The sequence below is a fragment of the Actinokineospora sp. UV203 genome (genome assembly GCF_056323665.1).
In genome coordinates, this window is the sequence record NZ_CM150484.1 from 5531656 (window position 1) to 5549538 (window position 17883).

Here is a 17883-nt window from a genome sequence, read left to right on the forward strand (position 1 = left end):
CTTGACCGCCTCGACCACCGCCGCGGCGGGTCTGAGCGTCGACACCGCCGATCTGCTGACCGCCCACACGATTCTCGGCTGCCTCGTCCGGGAAGTCGCCGGACCCGAACGGCGCACGGGGATCGTCGACCGTTTCCTCGTGGTGCACCTGCCACATACCGGCCACACGCTGCGGGCTCGGCTGCGCCGCGCGTCCACCGTCGCGGCGCACCGCTTCACCGGGCCCGTCCAGTCCAAACAGGACGACGGCGGGTGGCGATCGTGCGGCGCCGACGAACTGGCCGCGCTGATCGACGCCGAACTCACGCTGCGCACCGGTCACGGGAACGACGAGTTCGCCGCGCAGGTCGCGGCCAGCCGTGACGCGCTTGAGGACATCCTGCGCACCCGGCCGAAGTCCGCCGACCGGCCGGTGCCGGGATCCGCGGGTGCCTACCTCGACTCCGAACAGTCCTTGGTGGCCGGGCACCCCCGCCACCCGACGCCCAAGTCGCGTTCCGGCGGCTCCGAGCAGTGGCGCCGCTATGCCCCTGAGGCACGGTCTGCCTTCCCGTTGCGTTGGCTGGCCGCACCCGCCGAACTCGTCCGCGACCACACCATCGACGACCTGGGCTTCGACGGGCACGCGCGGACCGCGGACTTGCCTGTGCCAGAAGGATTCCGCGCGCTCGCGGTGCACCCGTGGCAGTTCGCGCTGATGTCCGCGGACGAAGCCGCGGGCCCGGTCCTGCGCACGGCGATGGCCGCGGGCGCGCTGCGCGACCTCGGCGAGACGGGCCCCCAGTTCCATCCGACGGCGAGCGTTCGCACGCTCTACCAACCCGAAGCCGACCTGTTCCTCAAGACCAGCCTCAACGTGCGGATCACCAACTGCTTGCGCAAGAACGCCGACTACGAACTCTCGGGCGCCGTCGAACTCACCCGTCTGCTCGCCGAACCGTGCGCGCACGTGACGCGCGAACACCCGGGATTCGCATTCCTGCCCGAGCCCGCCGCGCGCACTGTCGACCTGCCCACCCGCTACGGCGACAAGCCGGGGCGGCACGCGCTGCTGGAGGGATTCGGCACCATCGTGCGCGGCGGCCTAGGCGAGCACCTCGGTGGCCAGGTGCACCTCGCGGGCGCCCTTGCCGCCGAGCACCGCGATCCAGCGGGAACCCGAACGCGCTTGGCCGATCTCGTCGGGGCGGCGAACGTCGAAGCGTGGGCGCTGCGGTGGTGGCACCGCTACACGACCCTGCTCGTCCCGCCGGTGCTCAGCCTGTGGGCCGAACACGGTGTCGTGCTCGAACCGCACCCGCAGAACGTGCTGGTCGTCCTCGGCCCGGACAACCTGCCGGTGCGGGTGCTCGCCCGTGACCTGGAAGGCACCAAGCTCCTCACCGACCGGCACCTGGACACCCTCGCCGCGTTGCCCGCCGACGTCGCCCGCGCGGTGGCCTACGACGACGAACGCGCGTGGAACCGGATCGCCTACTGCCTGTTCGTCAACAACCTGACCGAGTTCGCCGGCGCGCTCGCCGATCTCGTGCACGAGTCCGCACCGGGGATGTGCCGGTTCGAGGACCGGCTGTGGTCCGACCTCGGCGACACCGTGGCCGCGGTGAGCCGGACCTTGGGCCACCCGCCGCGGCTGCGTGCGCTGCTGACCGGGGTTCCGTTGCCCGCCAAGACGAACCTGCTCGTCCGGTGGGAGCGCCAAGCCGATCGGCAGGCGGGCTATGTCCCCTTTCCCAACCCGATCGGCCGCCTTCTCTGAGAGGAATACCCGTTGACGAGTCTCCTGCCCGCAGGCACACCCCTGACCACCCGGGTCGCCGAAGCGGTTCGGGGGCTGGACGGGTCGCCGACCTACGTCTACGACCTGGAGCATCTCGATGCCCACGTGACGGCGATCCGGGCCGCGCTCGGGTCCGTGGAACTGATCCACGCGGTGAAGGCGAACCCGGATGCGGGCCTGCTGCGGGTGATCGCGCGCCATGTCGACGGTCTGGAGGTGGCCAGCGGCGGCGAGTTGGCGCATGTGCGGCAGGTGGCGCCGGACGTCCCGCTCGCCTTCGGCGGTCCCGGGAAGACTGACACGGAACTCACCGCCGCCCTGCACGCGCGGGTGCACCGCTTCCACGTGGAAAGCCTGAACGAACTGCGCCGACTGGATGTTCTGGCGAGGGACATAGGCACCCGGGCGCGGGTGCTGCCGCGGGTGAACATCCCGACCGGCGGTGCCGTCGGCGTGCTGACCATGGGTGGCCGCCCGAGCCCGTTCGGCATGGACCCGGCCGAAGCGGACGCCTGCGCGGGATCGCTGGAGTCGTTGCCCGGCATCGAGTTCGTGGGCATCCACGCGCACCTGGCCAGCGGGTTGGACCCACAGCCTTGCGCCGCGCAGGGTGCCGCCATCCACCGCTGGGCGGTCGACTTCGCGGGTCGGCACGGACTCCCGCTCGCCGAGGTCAATATCGGCGGCGGCATGAACGTCGACTACGCGCAGCCCGAGCGGGTTTTCGACTGGGGCGAGTACGCCCGGCATCTGACCGTGCTTCCTGGCGGCCCGGTGGTGAGGATCGAGCCAGGCCGGGCGGTGAGCGCCTACTCCGGTTGGTACGCCACGGAAGTCCTGGATATCAAGCAGAGCCACGGGGAATGGTTCGCCATCTGCGCGGGCGGCACCCACCACCTGCGCACCCCGGCCGCGAAGGGCCACGACCAGCCGCTCGCGGTGCTGCCGGTGGATCGCTGGGACCGCCCGTGGGCCCGCCCCGGCTGCGGCGCCGAGGACGCGGTCACCTTCGTCGGGCAGCTGTGCACCCCGAAGGACGTGCTCGCCCGGGCGGTCCGGGCGGGCCGGGTGCGGGTCGGGGACAAGGTGGTGTTCGCCCTGGCCGGGGCGTACGCGCAGAACATCAGCCACGTGGAGTTCCTGATGCACGACCGTCCCGCCGTAGCCCACGTCGGCGCCCGCTGATCTGCGACACTGACACCGTGGACTCGCACGATCCCGAACACCGAGGCGTACTCCGCGACGGCCTGCTGGCGGGCGCGGCCGCGGGCATTCTGAGCGGAGCGCCGTCGACCGCGTGGGCGATCGTCGCGGGCCAAGACCCCTTGGCCGCGACCCGGGCCGCGGGTTCGCTCCTCCTACCAAACGAAACCCGCCACGGATGCCTCCTGGTGGCGGCCGTCGTCGTCCACACAGGCCTGTCCCTGGGCTGGGCGACGGCCCTCGCCGCGACCCTGCCGAGGCGGCACACGACCGTGGCGGGCGCGGTGGCCGGGCTCGCTATCGCGGCCCTTGACCTGGGGTTGATCGGGCGGCGGCTTTCGCGGATCAGGGCGTTGCCGGTGTTGCCGCAGGTGGCCGACCATGTGGCCTTCGGTCTGGTGGTGGGAGCTGTCCTCGCCCGCACCCGTTCGCGTCCGCCTTCGCGCCCCTGACCAGCGATGCTCGCGCTCGCCACCCCCGCGCCCCCGCGAGTCCCCAAGTCACGACAGCGAGTTCTCATTTCGACCGGCTCTGTCCACAGGCTGAACTGGGAATCAGGCGATGTCGAGGCGGCTTCGCAGGGTCGCCACGCGGGGCCACCACGGGACCAGCTTCTCCGCCTCGGCCAACGCGGTCCGTGCCGAGCGGTTGTCGCCCGCCGTCATGTGGGCGCGGGCCAGGGTGGCCAGGTCGTCGGCCCGGCCCAGCCGGTCATCGCCGGATTCCGCCGCCAAGCGAGCCAGGGAGATCGCGCGGCTGGTGTTGCCCGACAGCAATTCGTGCAGGGCGCGGGAGCCGTTCAGCTTGTGTTCCGGGTATCCGAGGGTCATCGCGTTCTCGATGGCCGTGGCGGCGGTGCTCAGTCCGATCTCGGCGTCGAGCTGACCGGCTTCCACGGTGGCGCACGCCAACCCGCCCAGTGCGGCGAACGCCACGGCGGCCTCGGCGGGTGTCTGCTCGCGGTCCTCGACGATGGTCATCGCCACCATCATCGCCTCGGCGTAGCGGCCCTGGGCTTGCAGCACCAGGACGCGGGCCGCCGTCGCCGTCCGCAGTGTCGGGTATTCGTCACGCAGCCTGGCCGCCAGGTCGGCCGCGAGATCGAGCTTGCCCTCCTGGGCGGCGTCGACGGTCTGGCCCACCAGCGGAGCGGCATCGAGCTGCTGGGCGCGGACGCCGGTGAGGGCCGGGAGCTTGAAGACCAACCAGCCGGTGGAGGTCGACGTCGCGGTCTTCCGCGGGACGAAGGCATGCCCCACCGTGATCACACAGGCCACGGCGAGGCCCATCCAGAACCCGGAAGGTGCGGCGAACGCTTGGAGCACGATCAAAGCCGCGGTGGCCACACCCGCGATCATCGAGCACAGCGCGGCTCCCCACATGCGCCGGCGGGCGGGAGCGATCCCAGGACCCACCGACACCGACAGGAACAGCGGCACCGCACGCAACACGACAACCCGCCTTGGCGTCGTCCAGTCCTTGAGGCGGGTGCCGATACCGATCACGACCCGATGCACGCGCGCTCGCAGGGCGATGGCGCCGGCGAGCAGTCCCAGTTGGAGTGCGAGGAGACCCACGAGGTGTCCGACAACCGCGCCGACCAGTCCCAGCGCGACCTGGCCCACCGACCGCTCGACAACCGCGACGACCACCCCGGCGACAGCGGCCGAAAGGAACACAGGACCTGAGACCACTCGAAGTAACCGCACGATAGGCAGACGCTACCTGGTGACAACCGGTTCCGGCGTCAGGTCGCGGAGCGGGCCGCCTTGACGAAGTCCCGGATCAGGCCGTGGTCCTTCACCCCGCGGCCCGACTCGACCCCGCTGGACACGTCGACACCCCACGGGCGGGACGCGGCGATGGCGGCGCCCACGTTGGCCGGGTCGAGTCCGCCCGCGAGGATCCATTTTCCCTCGGGCCGGGCCCTGTCGAGGGTGGCGAGGTCCCATCGTTCGCCGGAACCCGCCACCGGGGAGTCGAGGAGCAGCATGTCCTCACCGAACGCGCCGACCTCGACGTCGGTCGTCGGCTTGAGCGTTGTCGCGCGGATGAGCTGGACCGGGACGTCCGCGAGCTCGGTGAAAGCGGTGTGCGGGTAGTCGCCGTGCAGCTGGACCGCCCGCAGGCCCGCGGCGACGGCGATCCCGCCCGCCGCGGTGGCCGACACGTCACTGAAGACGCCGACGGTGAGCACGTCGTCCGGAACCCGCGCGGCGAGGCGCGCGGCCAGTTCGGGGTCGACCCGCCGAACGCTGCGCTCGGCGAAGACGAACCCGATGGCGTCCGCCCCGGCCCCCACCGCCGCGTCGACATCACCCACCGTCCGCACCCCGCACACTTTTACGAACATGCCGCGACTGTATCTTTGGCGTCGCCTTCGGCGGCGCGGCTCGGTCGCTTTTGTGGTCACCGCGACCGAGCAGGGCTGGGTGGCCTGCACCATGTCACAGCGACTCGCGGGGGCAGGGGGTTCCGCCGGGGCGGGCCTTCCCACCCGCGGCACGCCAGGCGCGGTAGCCGCCGATCAGGTCGGTGGCGTTGCGCAGGCCCAGCCGTTTGAGGTCGCGGGCGGCGAGGGAGGAGGCGTAGCCCTCGTTGCACAGGACGATCACGGTGGTGTCCTCGGTGAAACCCGCGATCCGGTGTTCGCCGTGCGGGTCGAGCCGCCATTCGAGGTGGATGCGCTCGATCGGGATCGACCCGGGGATCTCGCCCTCCTCGACGCGGTTGCCGACCGGGCGGATGTCGACGAGCAGGGCGCCCTCCAGTCGCAGGCGCTCCGCCGTCGCCGGGTCGACCCGGTCCAGGTCCGCCCGGGCCCGGGCGAGTTCGTCGTCGATGGCACTCATCGGTTGTCCCGCTGCGTCGGAAGGTCAGGAATGCTGTCGGGGACCTCGCGAAGGCTCTGGTACTCCCGGGTGGGGACCAGCGGCGGCGAGTACGCGTGCACGCTCGCCGCCATCCGACTGCCTACATTCTCCACCTGGTGGGCCCGTCCCGCACCGAACGCGACGCTGGAACCCGTGCGGTGCAAAGCGTTGCGGATCGGACCCGCCGGGTAGCGGAACGTCTCGGCGAGCTCGCCGGACAGCACGGTGAACGACCCGGTCGCGCCCCCGTGGTCGTGTGGCGCCGTCCCCTGACCCGGCAGCCAGGACAGCAGCCACAACTCGATTTCGTCGGTGACCGCGACCCGCGCCCACCACCGCCGCGGGCTGGAGAACCGCACGATGTCGAGCAGCGGGACGGACAGGCGGTTGACCGCGGACGCGGTCAGCCGGCGCAGCTCGGCGGGCGTCCACACGGGACGCCGCGGGGCGATCAGGCCGCGCAGCGTGGGGGAGTCGAGACGGGGGTGGATGTCGAGATCGGCTAGGACCGGCATGCGGCGCTCCTGAAGTTCGTGTCGGGTGAGGACAGCGAAACGCGGCACGCCTGGGTGCTGATCAGGTGCTGGCGGGCCGCGTGGCGGTACAGCCGCACGAGGCCACCAACTGGAGGTCGATCGTGCGGTCACGCCACAGGAGCGACCCGGTCACGGCGCCCATGCTGGCACGGTGGGCGACCGGCGGCAGCCGGTCCCACTCACTGGACTCAAGCCCGCGTCGAGTCCGCCCGCGGGGCGCGCATCAGCAGCGTCATCCGGCCGGCCAAGTGCACCTTCGCCCCCGGTCGGCACGGGTTGGTGTCGTCCGGTGCGCCCCGGCGGGTGCGGGTGTCCAGGGTCGGGACGAACCGCTCGCCATACCGGGCGGAGGGCAGGACGAAGTCGATCGGGTCCTGCCCCGCGTGCAGCAGCAGCAGCCAGGAGTCGTCGGCGACGACGTCGCCGTCGCGGGTGCGGGAGAGACATTCCGAGCCGTCGATCCACATTCCCAATGTGCGCCGGGACTCGTCGAACCAGTCGTCGTCGGTCATGGGGTTGCCGTCGGGGCGGAACCAGACGAGGTCCGGTTCGCCGGACCTGGTGGGCCTGCCGTCGAAGAACTCGGGTTGGCGCAGCGCGGGGGAGTCGGCGCGCAGGGAGATCAGGTGGCGGGTGAACGCCAGCAGGTCCTCGCCGCGCGCGGTCGCCGACCAGTCGAGCCACGACGTGTGGTTGTCCAGGCAGTACGGGTTGTTGTTGCCGTGCTGCGTGCGCCACCGCTCGTCGCCCGCGGTGAGCATCGGGGTGCCGGTGGACAACAGGAGCGTGCTGAGGATGTTGCGGGCCTGCCGGTCGCGCAGTTCCAGCACCGCCGGGTCCTGCGTCTCGCCCTCCGCCCCGCAGTTCCACGACCGGTTGTCGTCGGTGCCGTCCGCGCCGTGTTCGCCGTTCTCGTTGTTGTGCTTGTGGTTGTACGACACCAGGTCGCGCAGGGTGAAACCGTCGTGGGCGGTGACGAAGTTGACCGACGCCCACGGCCGGCGCCCGTTCGCGGCGTACAGGTCCGACGAGCCCGACAGTCGGTAGGCGACGTCGCGCAGCCCGGTGGCGCCGCGCCAGAAGTCGCGGGTGCCGTCGCGGAAGCGGCCGTTCCACTCCGCCCAGTTGACTCCGAAGCCGCCGACCCGGTAGCCGTCGCCGGTCGCGTCCCACGGCTCCGCGATCAGTTTCCGGTTGGCCAACACAGGGTCCGTCGTGATCGCCGTCAGCAGCGGGGCGTCCTGGTGGAACGCGCCGCCGTGCGGCCTGCCGAGGACGCTGGCCAGGTCGATGCGGAACCCGTCGACACCCATCTCCGTGGCGAAGTACCGCATCGAGTCGGTGATCAGCCGCACGGCGGTCGGCGACCCCGCGTCGATCGTGTTGCCGCACCCGGTGAGGTCGACGTCGTGCCCGTCGGAGTTCAGGACGTAGTACGCCGGGGCGTCGAGCCCGCGCAGCGACACCGTCGGGCCCGCCGCGCCGCCCTCGCAGGTGTGGTTGTAGACGACGTCGAGAATCACCTCGATGCCCGCCGCGTGCAGGGCCGCGACCATGGTCCGGAACTCCTCGACCTCCTTGCCGCGCCGAGACGCGTACGCCGCGTGCGGCGCGAGGAAGCCCAGGCTCGCGTAGCCCCAGTAGTTGTGCCTGCCCGTGCGAAGCAGCAGCGGCTCGTCGGCGAAGCTGTGGACCGGCAGCAACTCGACCGCCGTCACCCCCAGCCGCAGCAGGTACTCGATCACCGCCGGGTGCGCCAGCCCCAGGTACGTGCCGCGCTGCTCCTTCGGCAGGTCCGGGTGCAGCTTGGTGAACCCGCGCACGTGCAGTTCGTAGATCACCGTCTCCTCGAACGGCACATCCGGGCGCCGCCCGGTGTCGGGACCGCCCAGTGAGGTGACCACCGATAGGGGGACGGAGCCGAGCGAGTCGATCCGCGACGGCGGCCCGGTCATCGGGTCGCCCCGGTAGCCGCGGGTGGCGCCGAGGTCGGTGATCGTGCCGGCGATCCGGCGCGCGTACGGGTCGATGAGAAGCTTGGCCGGATTGCACCGCCGACCCCGCGCGGGCTCATACGGCCCGTGCACCCGGTAGCCGTACCGCTGCCCGGGCGTGACCCCCGCGACGGTCCCGTGCCAGACCCCGAACGTGCGCTCCGCCAGCTCGATCCGCCGCTCGACACCACCCTCGTTGATCAGGCACAACTCGACCGCGTCGGCGATCGACGACGCCACGGCGAAGCGCACCCCACCCGCCTCCGGGTGCGCGCCGAGCGGGTAGGGATGGCCGGGCAGCAGACGTGGCTCGGATTGGGTCACGGCTCCATCCTGGCGCACGGGCCCGACAACTGGGTGACCCCCGACAGCTCCGGCCGCGTCGAGGCAAAGGCAGAATGGCCGCCGTGACCCCGCACACTGACGTCAGCACCGCTCCCGACGACCTGGTTGTGCACATGACGGACGTCGGCGTCCGTCGCGGCAGCACGGAACTCCTCAAAGGGGTGAACTGGAACGTCGAGCTCGATGAGCGCTGGGTGATCCTCGGCAGCAACGGCGCGGGCAAGACCACGCTCCTGCGGATGGCGGGCGCCGAGTTGCACCCGACGACGGGCTCCGTGCACGTCCTCGGCGAGCGCCTGGGCAAGGTCGACGTCTTCGAGCTGCGCACCCGCATCGGCTTCTGCTCCGCCGCGCTCGCCGGCCGCGTGCCCGCCGAAGAGAAGGTACTCGACGTCGTCGTCAGCGCCGGCTACGCCGTCCTCGGCCGCTGGCGCGAGGAGTACGACCAGCTCGACACCGGCCGCGCGGGTGAGCTGCTCAAGGCCATGGGCATCGCCCACCTGGCCGACCGTACTTTCGGCACGCTGTCCGAGGGCGAGCGCAAGCGCGCCATGATCGCCCGGGCCCTGATGACCGACCCCGAGCTGCTGCTCCTCGACGAGCCCGCCGCGGGTCTCGACCTCGGCGGCCGTGAGGACCTGGTCGCGCGCCTGTCCGAGCTGGCGATGGACCCCGACGCCCCGGCGACCGTGCTGGTCACCCACCACGTCGAAGAGGTCCCGCCCGGCTTCACCCACCTCCTGCTGCTCTCCGCGGGCGGCGTGGTCGCCCAGGGCTTGATCGAGGACGTGCTGACCAGCGAGAACCTGTCCGCCGCGTTCGGCCAGGAACTCGAACTGGAGCGCTCCGGCGACCGGTACTTCGCCCGCCGCCGCGGCTGACTTTCGTACTGACAGGTAACCTTCGACGACGTGGTATCGGACCGGTAGGAGGACATCGCCGTGGGTGAGTTCGTTCGGCTTGAGGTCGAGGACGGCATCGGGACCATCCGGCTCGACCGGCCGCCGATGAACGCCATCAACCGCCAACTCCAGGCCGAGCTGCGCGAGGTCGCGCAGGAGGCCCGTGAGCGAGACGACGTCAAGGCGGTCATCGTCTACGGCGGCCCGAAGGTGTTCGCGGCGGGCGCTGACGTCAAGGAGTTCGCGGAGATGTCGTACACCGACATCGCGGACTACGCCCCCGAGCTGACCGGGTCGCTCACCGCGATCGCCGAGCTGCCCAAGCCGACCGTCGCGGCCATCACCGGCTTCGCCCTCGGCGGCGGCTTCGAGCTGGCCCTGTGCTGCGACCGCCGCATCGCGGGCGACAACGCCAAGGTCGGCCAGCCGGAGATCCTGCTCGGCATCATCCCCGGCGCGGGCGGCACCCAGCGGCTGGCCCGGCTGATCGGCCCGAGCAAGACCAAGGACATCGTCTACACCGGCCGCTTCGTCAAGGCCGAGGAGGCGCTCACGCTCGGCATGGTCGACGAGGTCGTCGCCCCCGACGACGTCTACGAGGCCGCCAAGCGCTGGGCCCGCCAGTTCACCAACGGCGCCTCCCGCGCGCTCGCCGCCGCCAAGGCCGCGATCGACGGCGGCCTGGACAACGACCTGGCCAGCGGTCTCAAGCTGGAGACCAACCTCTTCGCGGCGCTGTTCGCGACGGAGGACCGCGACACGGGCCTGAAGTCGTTCATCGAGAACGGGCCCGGAAAGGCGGAATTCCATGGCCGCTGACCCGACACCGAACCCGCACGCCACCGCCGAGCAGGTCGAGGCCGCGTTCTCCGACCCCAAGCTCGCGAACGTGCTGTACCACGACTGGGAAGCGGGCTCCTACGACGAGAAGTGGTCGATCTCGTACGACGAGCGCTGCATCGACTACGCGACCGGCCGGTTCAAGGCCGTCGCGGGCGACAGCGAATGGCCGTACGAGACGGCGATGGAGCTGGGCAGCGGCACCGGCTTCTTCCTGCTGAACCTGATGCAGGGCGGCGTGATCAAGAAGGGGTCGGTCACCGACCTCTCGCCCGGCATGGTCGAGGTGGCGCTGCGCAACGCGAAGAGCCTGGGCCTCGACGTCGACGGCCGGGTCGCCGACGCCGAGCGCATCCCGTATGAGGACAACAGCTTCGACCTGGTCATCGGCCACGCCGTGCTGCACCACATCCCCGACATCCCGGCGGCGTTCCGCGAGATCCAGCGGGTGCTCAAGCCGGGGGGCCGGTTCGTCTTCGCCGGCGAGCCGACCAAGATCGGCGACCGCTACGCCCGCAAGCTGGGCCAGGCCACCTGGTGGCTGACCACCAACGTCACCAAGCTGGGCGCGTTGAGCTCGTGGCGCAGGCCGCAGGAGGAACTCGACGAGTCCTCCCGCGCCGCCGCGCTGGAGGCCGTGGTCGACATCCACACCTTCGACCCGGCGGAACTGGAGACCCAGGCCCGCGCCGCGGGCATGGTCGAGGTCCGCGCGGTCACCGAGGAGTTCGCCGCGGCCCTGTTCGGCTGGCCGGTGCGCACCTTCGAGGCGGCGGTGCCGCGCGAGAAGCTCGGCTTCGGCTGGGGCATGTTCGCCTTCAAGACCTGGCAGCGCCTGTCCTGGCTCGACGAGCGCGTGCTGCGCAAGGTCCTGCCGCGCGAGCTGTTCTACAACGTGCTCATCAGCGGCCGCAAGCCGAACTGAGTGGGCTACGGGTTCACCCTCGGCGACGTGGCGTTCCTGCGTTCGCCGGACGGAGCGGCGGCGGCGGCCGAGATCGATCGGCTGCCGCTGACCCCCGCGAGCTATCTCGCCGATGTCGCCAAAGCGCGCGCCCTGGCCGGTGACCGCGCCCCCGCCTTGCTGGAAACCGTGCTGTTGCGGCGCAAAGCTGTGTCCAAAGTGGACAAGCCGGCCGACTGGCTGTTCACCGACGCGGCGCTACAGCAGTCCACCCCGACCCCGGTCGCCCGACACCGCGCCCGCAGACTCGAAGGCCGCGATGTCCATGACGTGACGTGCTCGGTCGGCGTCGACCTCGCGGCGGTGTCCGAGGTGGCCGCCCGCTGTGTCGGCTCGGACTTGGACCCCGTGCGTCTGGCCATGGCCCGGCACAACCTGAAGCGCCCCAACGTGATCCTGGCTCACGCCGACGCGCTGATGCCGATCACCCGGGACATGGCGGTCCTGGCCGACCCGGGCCGCCGCGACTCGTCCGGCAGGCGCCGCTGGCGCCCGGAGGACTTCGCACCGCCCCTGGGCGCCCTCGCCGAGACGTATCGGGGCCGAGACCTGGCCGTGAAATGCGCCCCCGGCATCGACTTCGACGACGTGCCTTGGGCGGCTGAGGTCGAAGTCGTCTCGCTGGACGGCGCCGTCCGCGAAGCCTGCTTGTGGACCGGCGGCCTGGCCACGCAAGCCCGCAGGCGGGCCACCGTCCTGCGCTCCGACGGTTCGGAGTGGACAGTCACTGACCGCCACGACGACACCTGCCCGGTGACCGACGTCGGCGAGTGGATCATCGACCCGGACGGCGCGGTCGTTCGGGCCGGCCTGGTCCGCCACTACGCCGCGGCGCATGGCCTCAGCCAACTCGACGAGCGGATCGCCTACCTCACCGGACCCTTGCCCCCGCCGGGCATCCGCGCGTTCCGCGTGCTCGAACACGGCAAGTACACCGAGAAGACTCTGCGCTCGACGCTGGCCAAACGCGGCATCGGCCGTCTCGAAATCCTGGTCCGAGGCCTGGACATCGACCCGAACGCGCTGCGGCCGAGGTTGAAGCTCAAGGGCCCGGACGAGGCGTCCGTGGTGCTGACGCGTGTCGGCCGTTCGCCGGTCGCGATCGTGTGCGAGGCGGTCAGGACAGACCTCGCAGGATGAACTCCCGCAGCTCGTCGAGTTCGGTGTCGGTCGCGATATCGATCGTCCGTGCCTCTGTGGTGTCGTTGTACTGAGTCAGCCGTCGGTCGGCGATTGTCGCTCCGCGCGCCGGTCCGAACGCCGTCTCGACGCGAATGGGAAGCTGTTCGGTCTTGAGAATCCCCGGACTGATCGCCTCGGCCACCGCGACGGCATCGTGGATCACCATGCCGTCGAAGTTCATCAGCTCGCTGTAGTGCGCGCGATATGAGCCGGTCAGTGCCGTCAGGGTCTCGCCGAGGGGACCAGTCGCGGCCAATCGGTCCAGCCAGTCGGCCTCGACCCGGCACCGGTACGTCAGGTCCATCGGCACCAGGACGGTGGGAACGGCCTCCTCCACCAACACCCGCCGCGCCGCCTCCGGGTCCGACCAGATGTTGAACTCAGCGGCCGAGGTCGCGTTCCCACCGGCCAGTCCGCCACCCATGATGACCAGCCGCTCGATTCGGGGAGCGAGTTCCGGGTGGGCGGCCAGCAGCAGCGCGATGTTCGTCAGCGGCCCGATCGGCACGATCGTCACCGGAGTCGGCGAGGCCCGCAGCACCCGGGCCATCAAATCGACGGCACCAACAGGCTCCACACCCCGTGTGCGCGCCGGCAGCAGGTCCGCCCCACCCGAAAGCCCGTCCTCCCCGTGCGCCGCCTTCCCCTCAGCCGCCTGCGGATGCACCAATGGCCGGGCGGCCCCCGCGGCCACCGGGACGTCCTCACGCCCACAAAGCGCCATCAGCCGCAGCGCGTTGCGGGTCGTCGATTCAAGGCTCACGTTGCCGAACACGGTGGTGACGGCCAGCAGCTCCACCTCGGGTGAGCGGGCGGCGAGGCAGAGGGCGAAGGCGTCGTCGACGCCGGGGTCCGTGTCGATGATCAGGCGAGGCATACGACCCACCCTGCCACCGCACACCTACCGCTGGGTTAACGTTTTCGCCCATGACGTCCATGTGGGGCTCGCCCGTGTCCGACCGACTGCGATTCTGGTCGCGCGCGCACCGCGACCCCGCCCAGGCGCGCTTCCTGACCAGGGACTCCCTGCGCTGGGTGCTGCGCAACCGGGCGTACACCCCCTGGTACCTGGTCCGGTACTACCGCCTGCTCAAGTTCCGTCTGGCCAACCCCCACGTCGTCCTGCGCGGCATGGTGTTCCTCGGCAAGGACGTCGAGATCCACGCCCGCCCAGGCTTCGGCAGGCTCGAGATCGGGCGTTGGGTCCACATCGGCGACGGCAACGCCATCCGCTGCCACGAGGGCTCGATGCGCATCGGCGACAAGGTCGTGTTCGGTCGCCAGAACGTCGTGAACTGCTACTTGGACGTCGAGTTCGGCGAGGCCGCCTTGGTCGCGGACTGGGTCTACATCTGCGACTTCGACCACGTGACGGCTGACATCCACCAGCCGATCAAGGACCAGGGCATCGTGAAATCCCCGGTGCGAATCGGACCGGACACGTGGATCTGCACGAAGGTCACGGTCACCAAGGGCACTCGGATCGGCCGAGGCTGTGTCATCGGCGCCCACGCGGTTGTGCGGGGGGAGATCCCGGACTACGCCATCGCGGCGGGAATGCCGGCGAAGGTGGTCAAGAGCCGCCTCACCGCCTACGAAGCCGACGCCGCCCGCCGCGCGGCAGTCGAGGACATGGACCGCAAAGCCCGCAAAGCCCTGCAAAAATCCCTAGAGTCCACCTGACTCGCGGGGTGCTAGAGGGTAAAAGCGTTGCCGCTGGCGATCTTTGGCCTGCCGAGCTGTCCTGCCGGTCCGGCCTCGGCACGGGCGTAGACCGATGCCGTCTGCTCGGCGATGCGGTTCCAGTCGAAGTCGACCGCGAGCCGCGCCTTCGCCATTCGAGCCCGTCGCTTGGCGCTCGCCGGATCGTCCAACACCCGCCGAACCGCTGTGGCAATGCCGTCCATGTCGCCCGGGGTGAATGACAGACCGGTCTCGCCGTCGACCACGACCTCACCCAGCCCGCCCGCCGTCGACGACACCAGCGAAGCGCCGGCAGCCGCCGCTTCCAACGCCACGATGCCGAAGGGCTCGTACCGGCTGGGCAGGACCACCGCGTCCGCCGCCGCCAAAGTCGCACCCAATTCCCGGTCCGACATGTGGCCGGCGAAGTCGATCGCGCGCCGGACCCGGAGCTTGCGGGCCAGTTCCTCCAGGGGCTTCGCGTATGTGCCGCGGCCCGCCACCACCAGACGCGTGCCGGGGTGGGTGCGGCGGATCCTCGGCAGCGCGCCGATCAGGTCCTGGACGCCCTTCTCCCATTCCAGCCTGCCGAAGAACAGCAGCAGCGGAGCGCCCGCGGGGCTGTGCGACATCCGGGCTTCGCGGATGGCCGCCGGTGGGACCCGCCAGCTGCGCGGCTCGATGCCGTTGTGGATGACCGTGATCGTCTCCGGGTCGACCTCGAACAGGTGCGACACCTCGGCCCGCATCGCCGACGAGCACGTGATCAGCGCGTCCGAGCGGTTGGCCAGCCACCACTCGACCGAGTGGATCTGCTGGTTGAGTGGCTGGGACAGCCAGCCGCTGTGCCTGCCTGCCTCGGTGGCGTGCACGGTCGACACCAGCGGTGCCTTCGCCTGTTCGGCCAGGGCGATGGCCGGGTGGGTGACGAGCCAGTCGTGCGCGTGGACGACGTCGGGGCGCCAGCCGTCGATCAGGGACAGGCCGGCGCGGATCATCGCGTGGCCCATGGCCAGGGTCCAGGCGACCAGGTCCTTCTCGAACACCAGGTGCGTGGGGTCCTCGGCGACCCGGATGACTCGAACACGGTCGTGGACGTCGTCCTCGGTGGGGTGGGTCGCGGCGTCGGTGCCCGCTTCGTGCCTGCACAGCACGACGACCTCATGGCCCTGGTCGCTGAGGTGTCGGGCGATCGCGTGCACATGCCTGCCGAGCCCCCCGACGACGACAGGGGGGTACTCCCAGGACAGCATCAGCACGCGCATCGAGCGAATCCTCGCTTTCGGGTCTCGAAACCCTACTCGTCAGTATCCAACTGTCGTGCATCGAGTCCGGCGAAGGGCCCGTCCTCGGCGACGAGCTCGGCCGCCCGCTGTGACGCGCGGTCGCGCGCGCCCGCGCGAACCAGGCTCGCCAACTCCGCGTAGCGCTCGCCGTGCACCTTGGCCCGGCGCCGAGCGTAATCAGCCGCGGAGTCCTTGGTGACCATGAACGCCCAGTCGCTGGACAGGGCCAAGAGGGCCTCCCGCAGCACCTGGTCCATGACCGGGTCTCGATCATCAACCGGGTGCTTGTCGATGAGGTCCAGCAGGTCGCGTTGCAGTTCGGCGCCCGCGTGCACCAGGTCGGCGACCTGCTCGCCGTCCCACACCCGCCAGTCCTTGCCCGACCCCCACGACGACGCGGGCAGGTCGACCCGCCCACCGAGGTGCCCGGCGTCGAGCGCGCCGCGCAGCGACGTCACTCGCACCCCCGCCGCGGGCAGCGCCCGCAGCACCTTCTCCAGCCAGACCGGGCCCTCGTGCCACCAGTGCCCGTAGAGCTCCGTGTCGTACGCGGACACCACCAGCCCTGGCTTGCCGTGCTGCTCACGCAGGTCCGTCAGCCTGCGCACGACGGTGTCGACGAAGTCGGTCACGTGCCGCTCGATGGCCTGGGCGGCCAGTGCGGGCTCGTACGGCCGCTTGTCCCCGGGCTCGACATTGCGACCGGTCACCCGCGACGGCTTGAGGCCCGACGGGTGGTCGTAGGTGTGGAAGTCGCGGTAGGCCGGGTCGCCCGGGTAGCTCGCCTTGGGCGACCACACCCGGTAGGTGACCTCCAGGTCGCGCCCGAAGCACACGACGTCGGAGTCGCCCACCGTGCGCGCCGCCGAGGTGTCGCCGTGCAGCGCCGGACCGTCGACCAGGAACCGCCCGACACCCGCCGCCGCGTACCCCGTCTCCATGCCCGGCGCGTAACCGCACTCGGGCGCCCAGATCCCCTCGGGCCGGTGCCCGATCCGCGCCTCGGTGTCGTCCAAACCCGTGCGCAGGGCGAACGCGCGCAGCCGCGGGTCGAGCAGCGGCTGGAACGGATGGGTGGCCGGGCCGCCGATCAGCTCGATCACACCGCTGCCGACCAGGGTCCGCAAAATGGGCGAGAACCCGCTACTCCAGTGCGTCTCGAACTCCGTCAGCGCGGCCGCGGACGCCCGAAACTCGGCCGCGGCCACCTCGCGCAGCAGTGGGTCCGCCGCCTGCCAGCGGACGCCCGCGTACTGCGCCCGCAGGTTCCAGTTGCCCAGCCAGTCGTGCACCCCGCGCAATGAGTACGGGTCGTCGAGCTGCGCGGCCAGCACCGGGGTGATGCCCAGGGTGAACATGTCGCGCTTGCCCTCGGCGGCGAAGCGCCGGGCCAGGTCCACGATCGGCAGGTACGAGTGGGCCCAGGCCTGGTAGAGCCACTCCTCGCCGACCGGCCAGGTGCCGTGGTGCGGCAGCCAGGGCAGATGGCTGTGCAGGACTAAGGCGAAGCTGCCTATCGGCTGGTTGGTCATGCGCGCGCGATCCCGACCAGGTCGAGGCTGGCGTCGATGTCCTCGGTGGTGATCTCGAAGTCCTCCGCGCGCACTGACGTCACCGCGGCCATCAGCTCGTCGGACCACGCCTGGCCCGACACGGCCACCTCGATCTGCGCGTCGATGATCGACCCGCCCAGTGCCGCGTCCAGCTCGCGCAGCCGCGGCCCGTGGTGCACGCCGCCGAGGAACTCGACCTCGAACCCCGCGTCGACCAGCAGGTCCGCCATCTCGGCGCCCGAGAGCTCGCGGGTGTGGAACGGGTTGAGCGGGGTGTCGCGACCGGGGGAGAAGGTGATCCGGTTCGGCGTGGTGATCAGCAGTCTGCCGCCGGGGCGCAACACCCGGCGGCACTCGCGCAGGAAGCCTTCCTGATCCCACAGGTGCTCGATGACCTGCAGGTTCGCCACGACGTCCACCGACTCCGACCGCAGCGGGAGCGCCGCGAGGTTGCCCCGCAGCGTCCGCACCGACGGGTACGCCTTGGCCACGTGCGTGGCCGTCAGCTGGTCGTAGTCGAGCCCCACGACCAGCCGCGCGTGACCCGCGAGCAGGTCGGCGCCGTAGCCCTCACCGCAGCCTGCCTCCAGCACCACCGCGTCCGCGCAGTGCGCCGCGAGGTCGAGATACGCGACTTCGTGGCGCCGGAACCAATAGTTCTCCTGCGGGATGCCCGGAACCGTGCGCTCACCGGTCAGCGGGAGCGAGTCGGCCGTGGCTACGGGATCGGTGGACACCTCGG

General features: G+C 71.0%; 17 protein-coding genes. 8 read left to right on the top strand and 9 right to left on the bottom strand.

Translation table 11 applies throughout. From position 1 onward, the window contains the following. Window position 1: 1 nt before the first annotated feature. From ACUZ2Y_RS26575 to ACUZ2Y_RS26585, 3 genes are read left to right on the top strand one after another with little or no spacing between them, the layout of a single operon-like run. The gene (locus tag ACUZ2Y_RS26575; protein ID WP_476323961.1) at window positions 2-1759 is read left to right on the top strand and encodes an IucA/IucC family protein; all 1758 of its coding nucleotides are present in this window, start codon (window positions 2-4) and stop codon (window positions 1757-1759) included. 12 nt (window positions 1760-1771) lie between these two features. Continuing rightward, on the top strand, window positions 1772-2965 hold the full coding sequence (locus tag ACUZ2Y_RS26580; RefSeq protein WP_476323963.1) for a type III PLP-dependent enzyme: 1194 nt from the start codon (window positions 1772-1774) through the stop codon (window positions 2963-2965). Between the two features lie 17 nt (window positions 2966-2982). Further along, window positions 2983-3435, top strand: a complete 453-nt coding sequence (locus ACUZ2Y_RS26585) for a hypothetical protein (protein WP_476323965.1) — start codon at window positions 2983-2985, stop codon at window positions 3433-3435. A gap of 102 nt (window positions 3436-3537) precedes the next feature. Here the strand turns inward: ACUZ2Y_RS26585 and ACUZ2Y_RS26590 are convergent, their stop codons facing one another. The 5 genes from ACUZ2Y_RS26590 to glgX all read right to left on the bottom strand — a co-directional run bounded on the left by ACUZ2Y_RS26590 (window position 3538) and on the right by glgX (window position 8710). Beyond that, a complete protein-coding gene (locus ACUZ2Y_RS26590) occupies window positions 3538-4662 on the bottom strand; it encodes a hypothetical protein (protein ID WP_476323967.1) in 1125 nt (374 codons plus the stop codon). A gap of 68 nt (window positions 4663-4730) precedes the next feature. Continuing rightward, complete coding sequence (locus ACUZ2Y_RS26595; protein ID WP_476323969.1) at window positions 4731-5336, bottom strand: phosphoribosylanthranilate isomerase; 606 nt, start codon at window positions 5334-5336, stop codon at window positions 4731-4733. A 94-nt stretch (window positions 5337-5430) separates the two neighbouring features. Then, the gene (locus ACUZ2Y_RS26600; protein ID WP_476323971.1) at window positions 5431-5835 is read right to left on the bottom strand and encodes a rhodanese-like domain-containing protein; all 405 of its coding nucleotides are present in this window, start codon (window positions 5833-5835) and stop codon (window positions 5431-5433) included. Further along, window positions 5832-6371, bottom strand: coding sequence for a cysteine dioxygenase (locus ACUZ2Y_RS26605; protein ID WP_476323973.1), 540 nt, complete (start codon window positions 6369-6371; stop codon window positions 5832-5834). Before ACUZ2Y_RS26605 ends, ACUZ2Y_RS26600 begins: the two co-directional genes overlap by 4 nt. 209 nt (window positions 6372-6580) lie before the next feature. Continuing rightward, window positions 6581-8710: a glycogen debranching protein GlgX gene (gene glgX / locus ACUZ2Y_RS26610; protein ID WP_476323975.1), complete on the bottom strand. Its 2130-nt coding sequence runs from the start codon at window positions 8708-8710 to the stop codon at window positions 6581-6583. Window positions 8711-8784: 74 nt separating this feature from the next. Between glgX and ACUZ2Y_RS26615 the strand changes: the two genes are divergently transcribed. From ACUZ2Y_RS26615 to ACUZ2Y_RS26630, 4 genes are read left to right on the top strand one after another with little or no spacing between them, the layout of a single operon-like run. Further along, window positions 8785-9612: an ABC transporter ATP-binding protein gene (locus ACUZ2Y_RS26615; protein ID WP_476323977.1), complete on the top strand. Its 828-nt coding sequence runs from the start codon at window positions 8785-8787 to the stop codon at window positions 9610-9612. A 60-nt stretch (window positions 9613-9672) separates the two neighbouring features. After that, window positions 9673-10452, top strand: coding sequence for an enoyl-CoA hydratase/isomerase family protein (locus ACUZ2Y_RS26620; RefSeq protein WP_476323979.1), 780 nt, complete (start codon window positions 9673-9675; stop codon window positions 10450-10452). Beyond that, a complete protein-coding gene (locus ACUZ2Y_RS26625; protein WP_476323981.1) occupies window positions 10442-11398 on the top strand; it encodes a class I SAM-dependent methyltransferase in 957 nt (318 codons plus the stop codon). The genes ACUZ2Y_RS26620 and ACUZ2Y_RS26625 overlap by 11 nt, the downstream gene beginning before the upstream one ends. Next, complete coding sequence (locus ACUZ2Y_RS26630; RefSeq protein WP_476323982.1) at window positions 11399-12577, top strand: class I SAM-dependent methyltransferase; 1179 nt, start codon at window positions 11399-11401, stop codon at window positions 12575-12577. On the opposite strand, the gene ACUZ2Y_RS26635 is transcribed toward ACUZ2Y_RS26630, so the two are convergent. Continuing rightward, a complete protein-coding gene (locus ACUZ2Y_RS26635; protein WP_476323984.1) occupies window positions 12555-13496 on the bottom strand; it encodes a nucleoside hydrolase in 942 nt (313 codons plus the stop codon). The genes ACUZ2Y_RS26630 and ACUZ2Y_RS26635 overlap by 23 nt on opposite strands. Window positions 13497-13546: 50 nt before the next feature. Here ACUZ2Y_RS26635 and ACUZ2Y_RS26640 point away from each other — a divergent pair, with 50 nt between their 5' ends. Then, a complete protein-coding gene (locus tag ACUZ2Y_RS26640; RefSeq protein WP_476323986.1) occupies window positions 13547-14302 on the top strand; it encodes an acyltransferase in 756 nt (251 codons plus the stop codon). A gap of 11 nt (window positions 14303-14313) precedes the next feature. Here ACUZ2Y_RS26640 and ACUZ2Y_RS26645 read toward each other — a convergent pair whose 3' ends face one another. From ACUZ2Y_RS26645 to ACUZ2Y_RS26655, 3 genes are read right to left on the bottom strand one after another with little or no spacing between them, the layout of a single operon-like run. Further along, window positions 14314-15567, bottom strand: a complete 1254-nt coding sequence (locus tag ACUZ2Y_RS26645; RefSeq protein ID WP_476323988.1) for a glycosyltransferase family 4 protein — start codon at window positions 15565-15567, stop codon at window positions 14314-14316. Window positions 15568-15599: 32 nt separating this feature from the next. Next, window positions 15600-17120: a 1,4-alpha-glucan branching protein domain-containing protein gene (locus ACUZ2Y_RS26650; RefSeq protein ID WP_476323990.1), complete on the bottom strand. Its 1521-nt coding sequence runs from the start codon at window positions 17118-17120 to the stop codon at window positions 15600-15602. Beyond that, a complete protein-coding gene (locus tag ACUZ2Y_RS26655; RefSeq protein ID WP_476323992.1) occupies window positions 17117-17878 on the bottom strand; it encodes a class I SAM-dependent methyltransferase in 762 nt (253 codons plus the stop codon). The genes ACUZ2Y_RS26650 and ACUZ2Y_RS26655 overlap by 4 nt, the downstream gene beginning before the upstream one ends. Window positions 17879-17883: the final 5 nt, after the last annotated feature.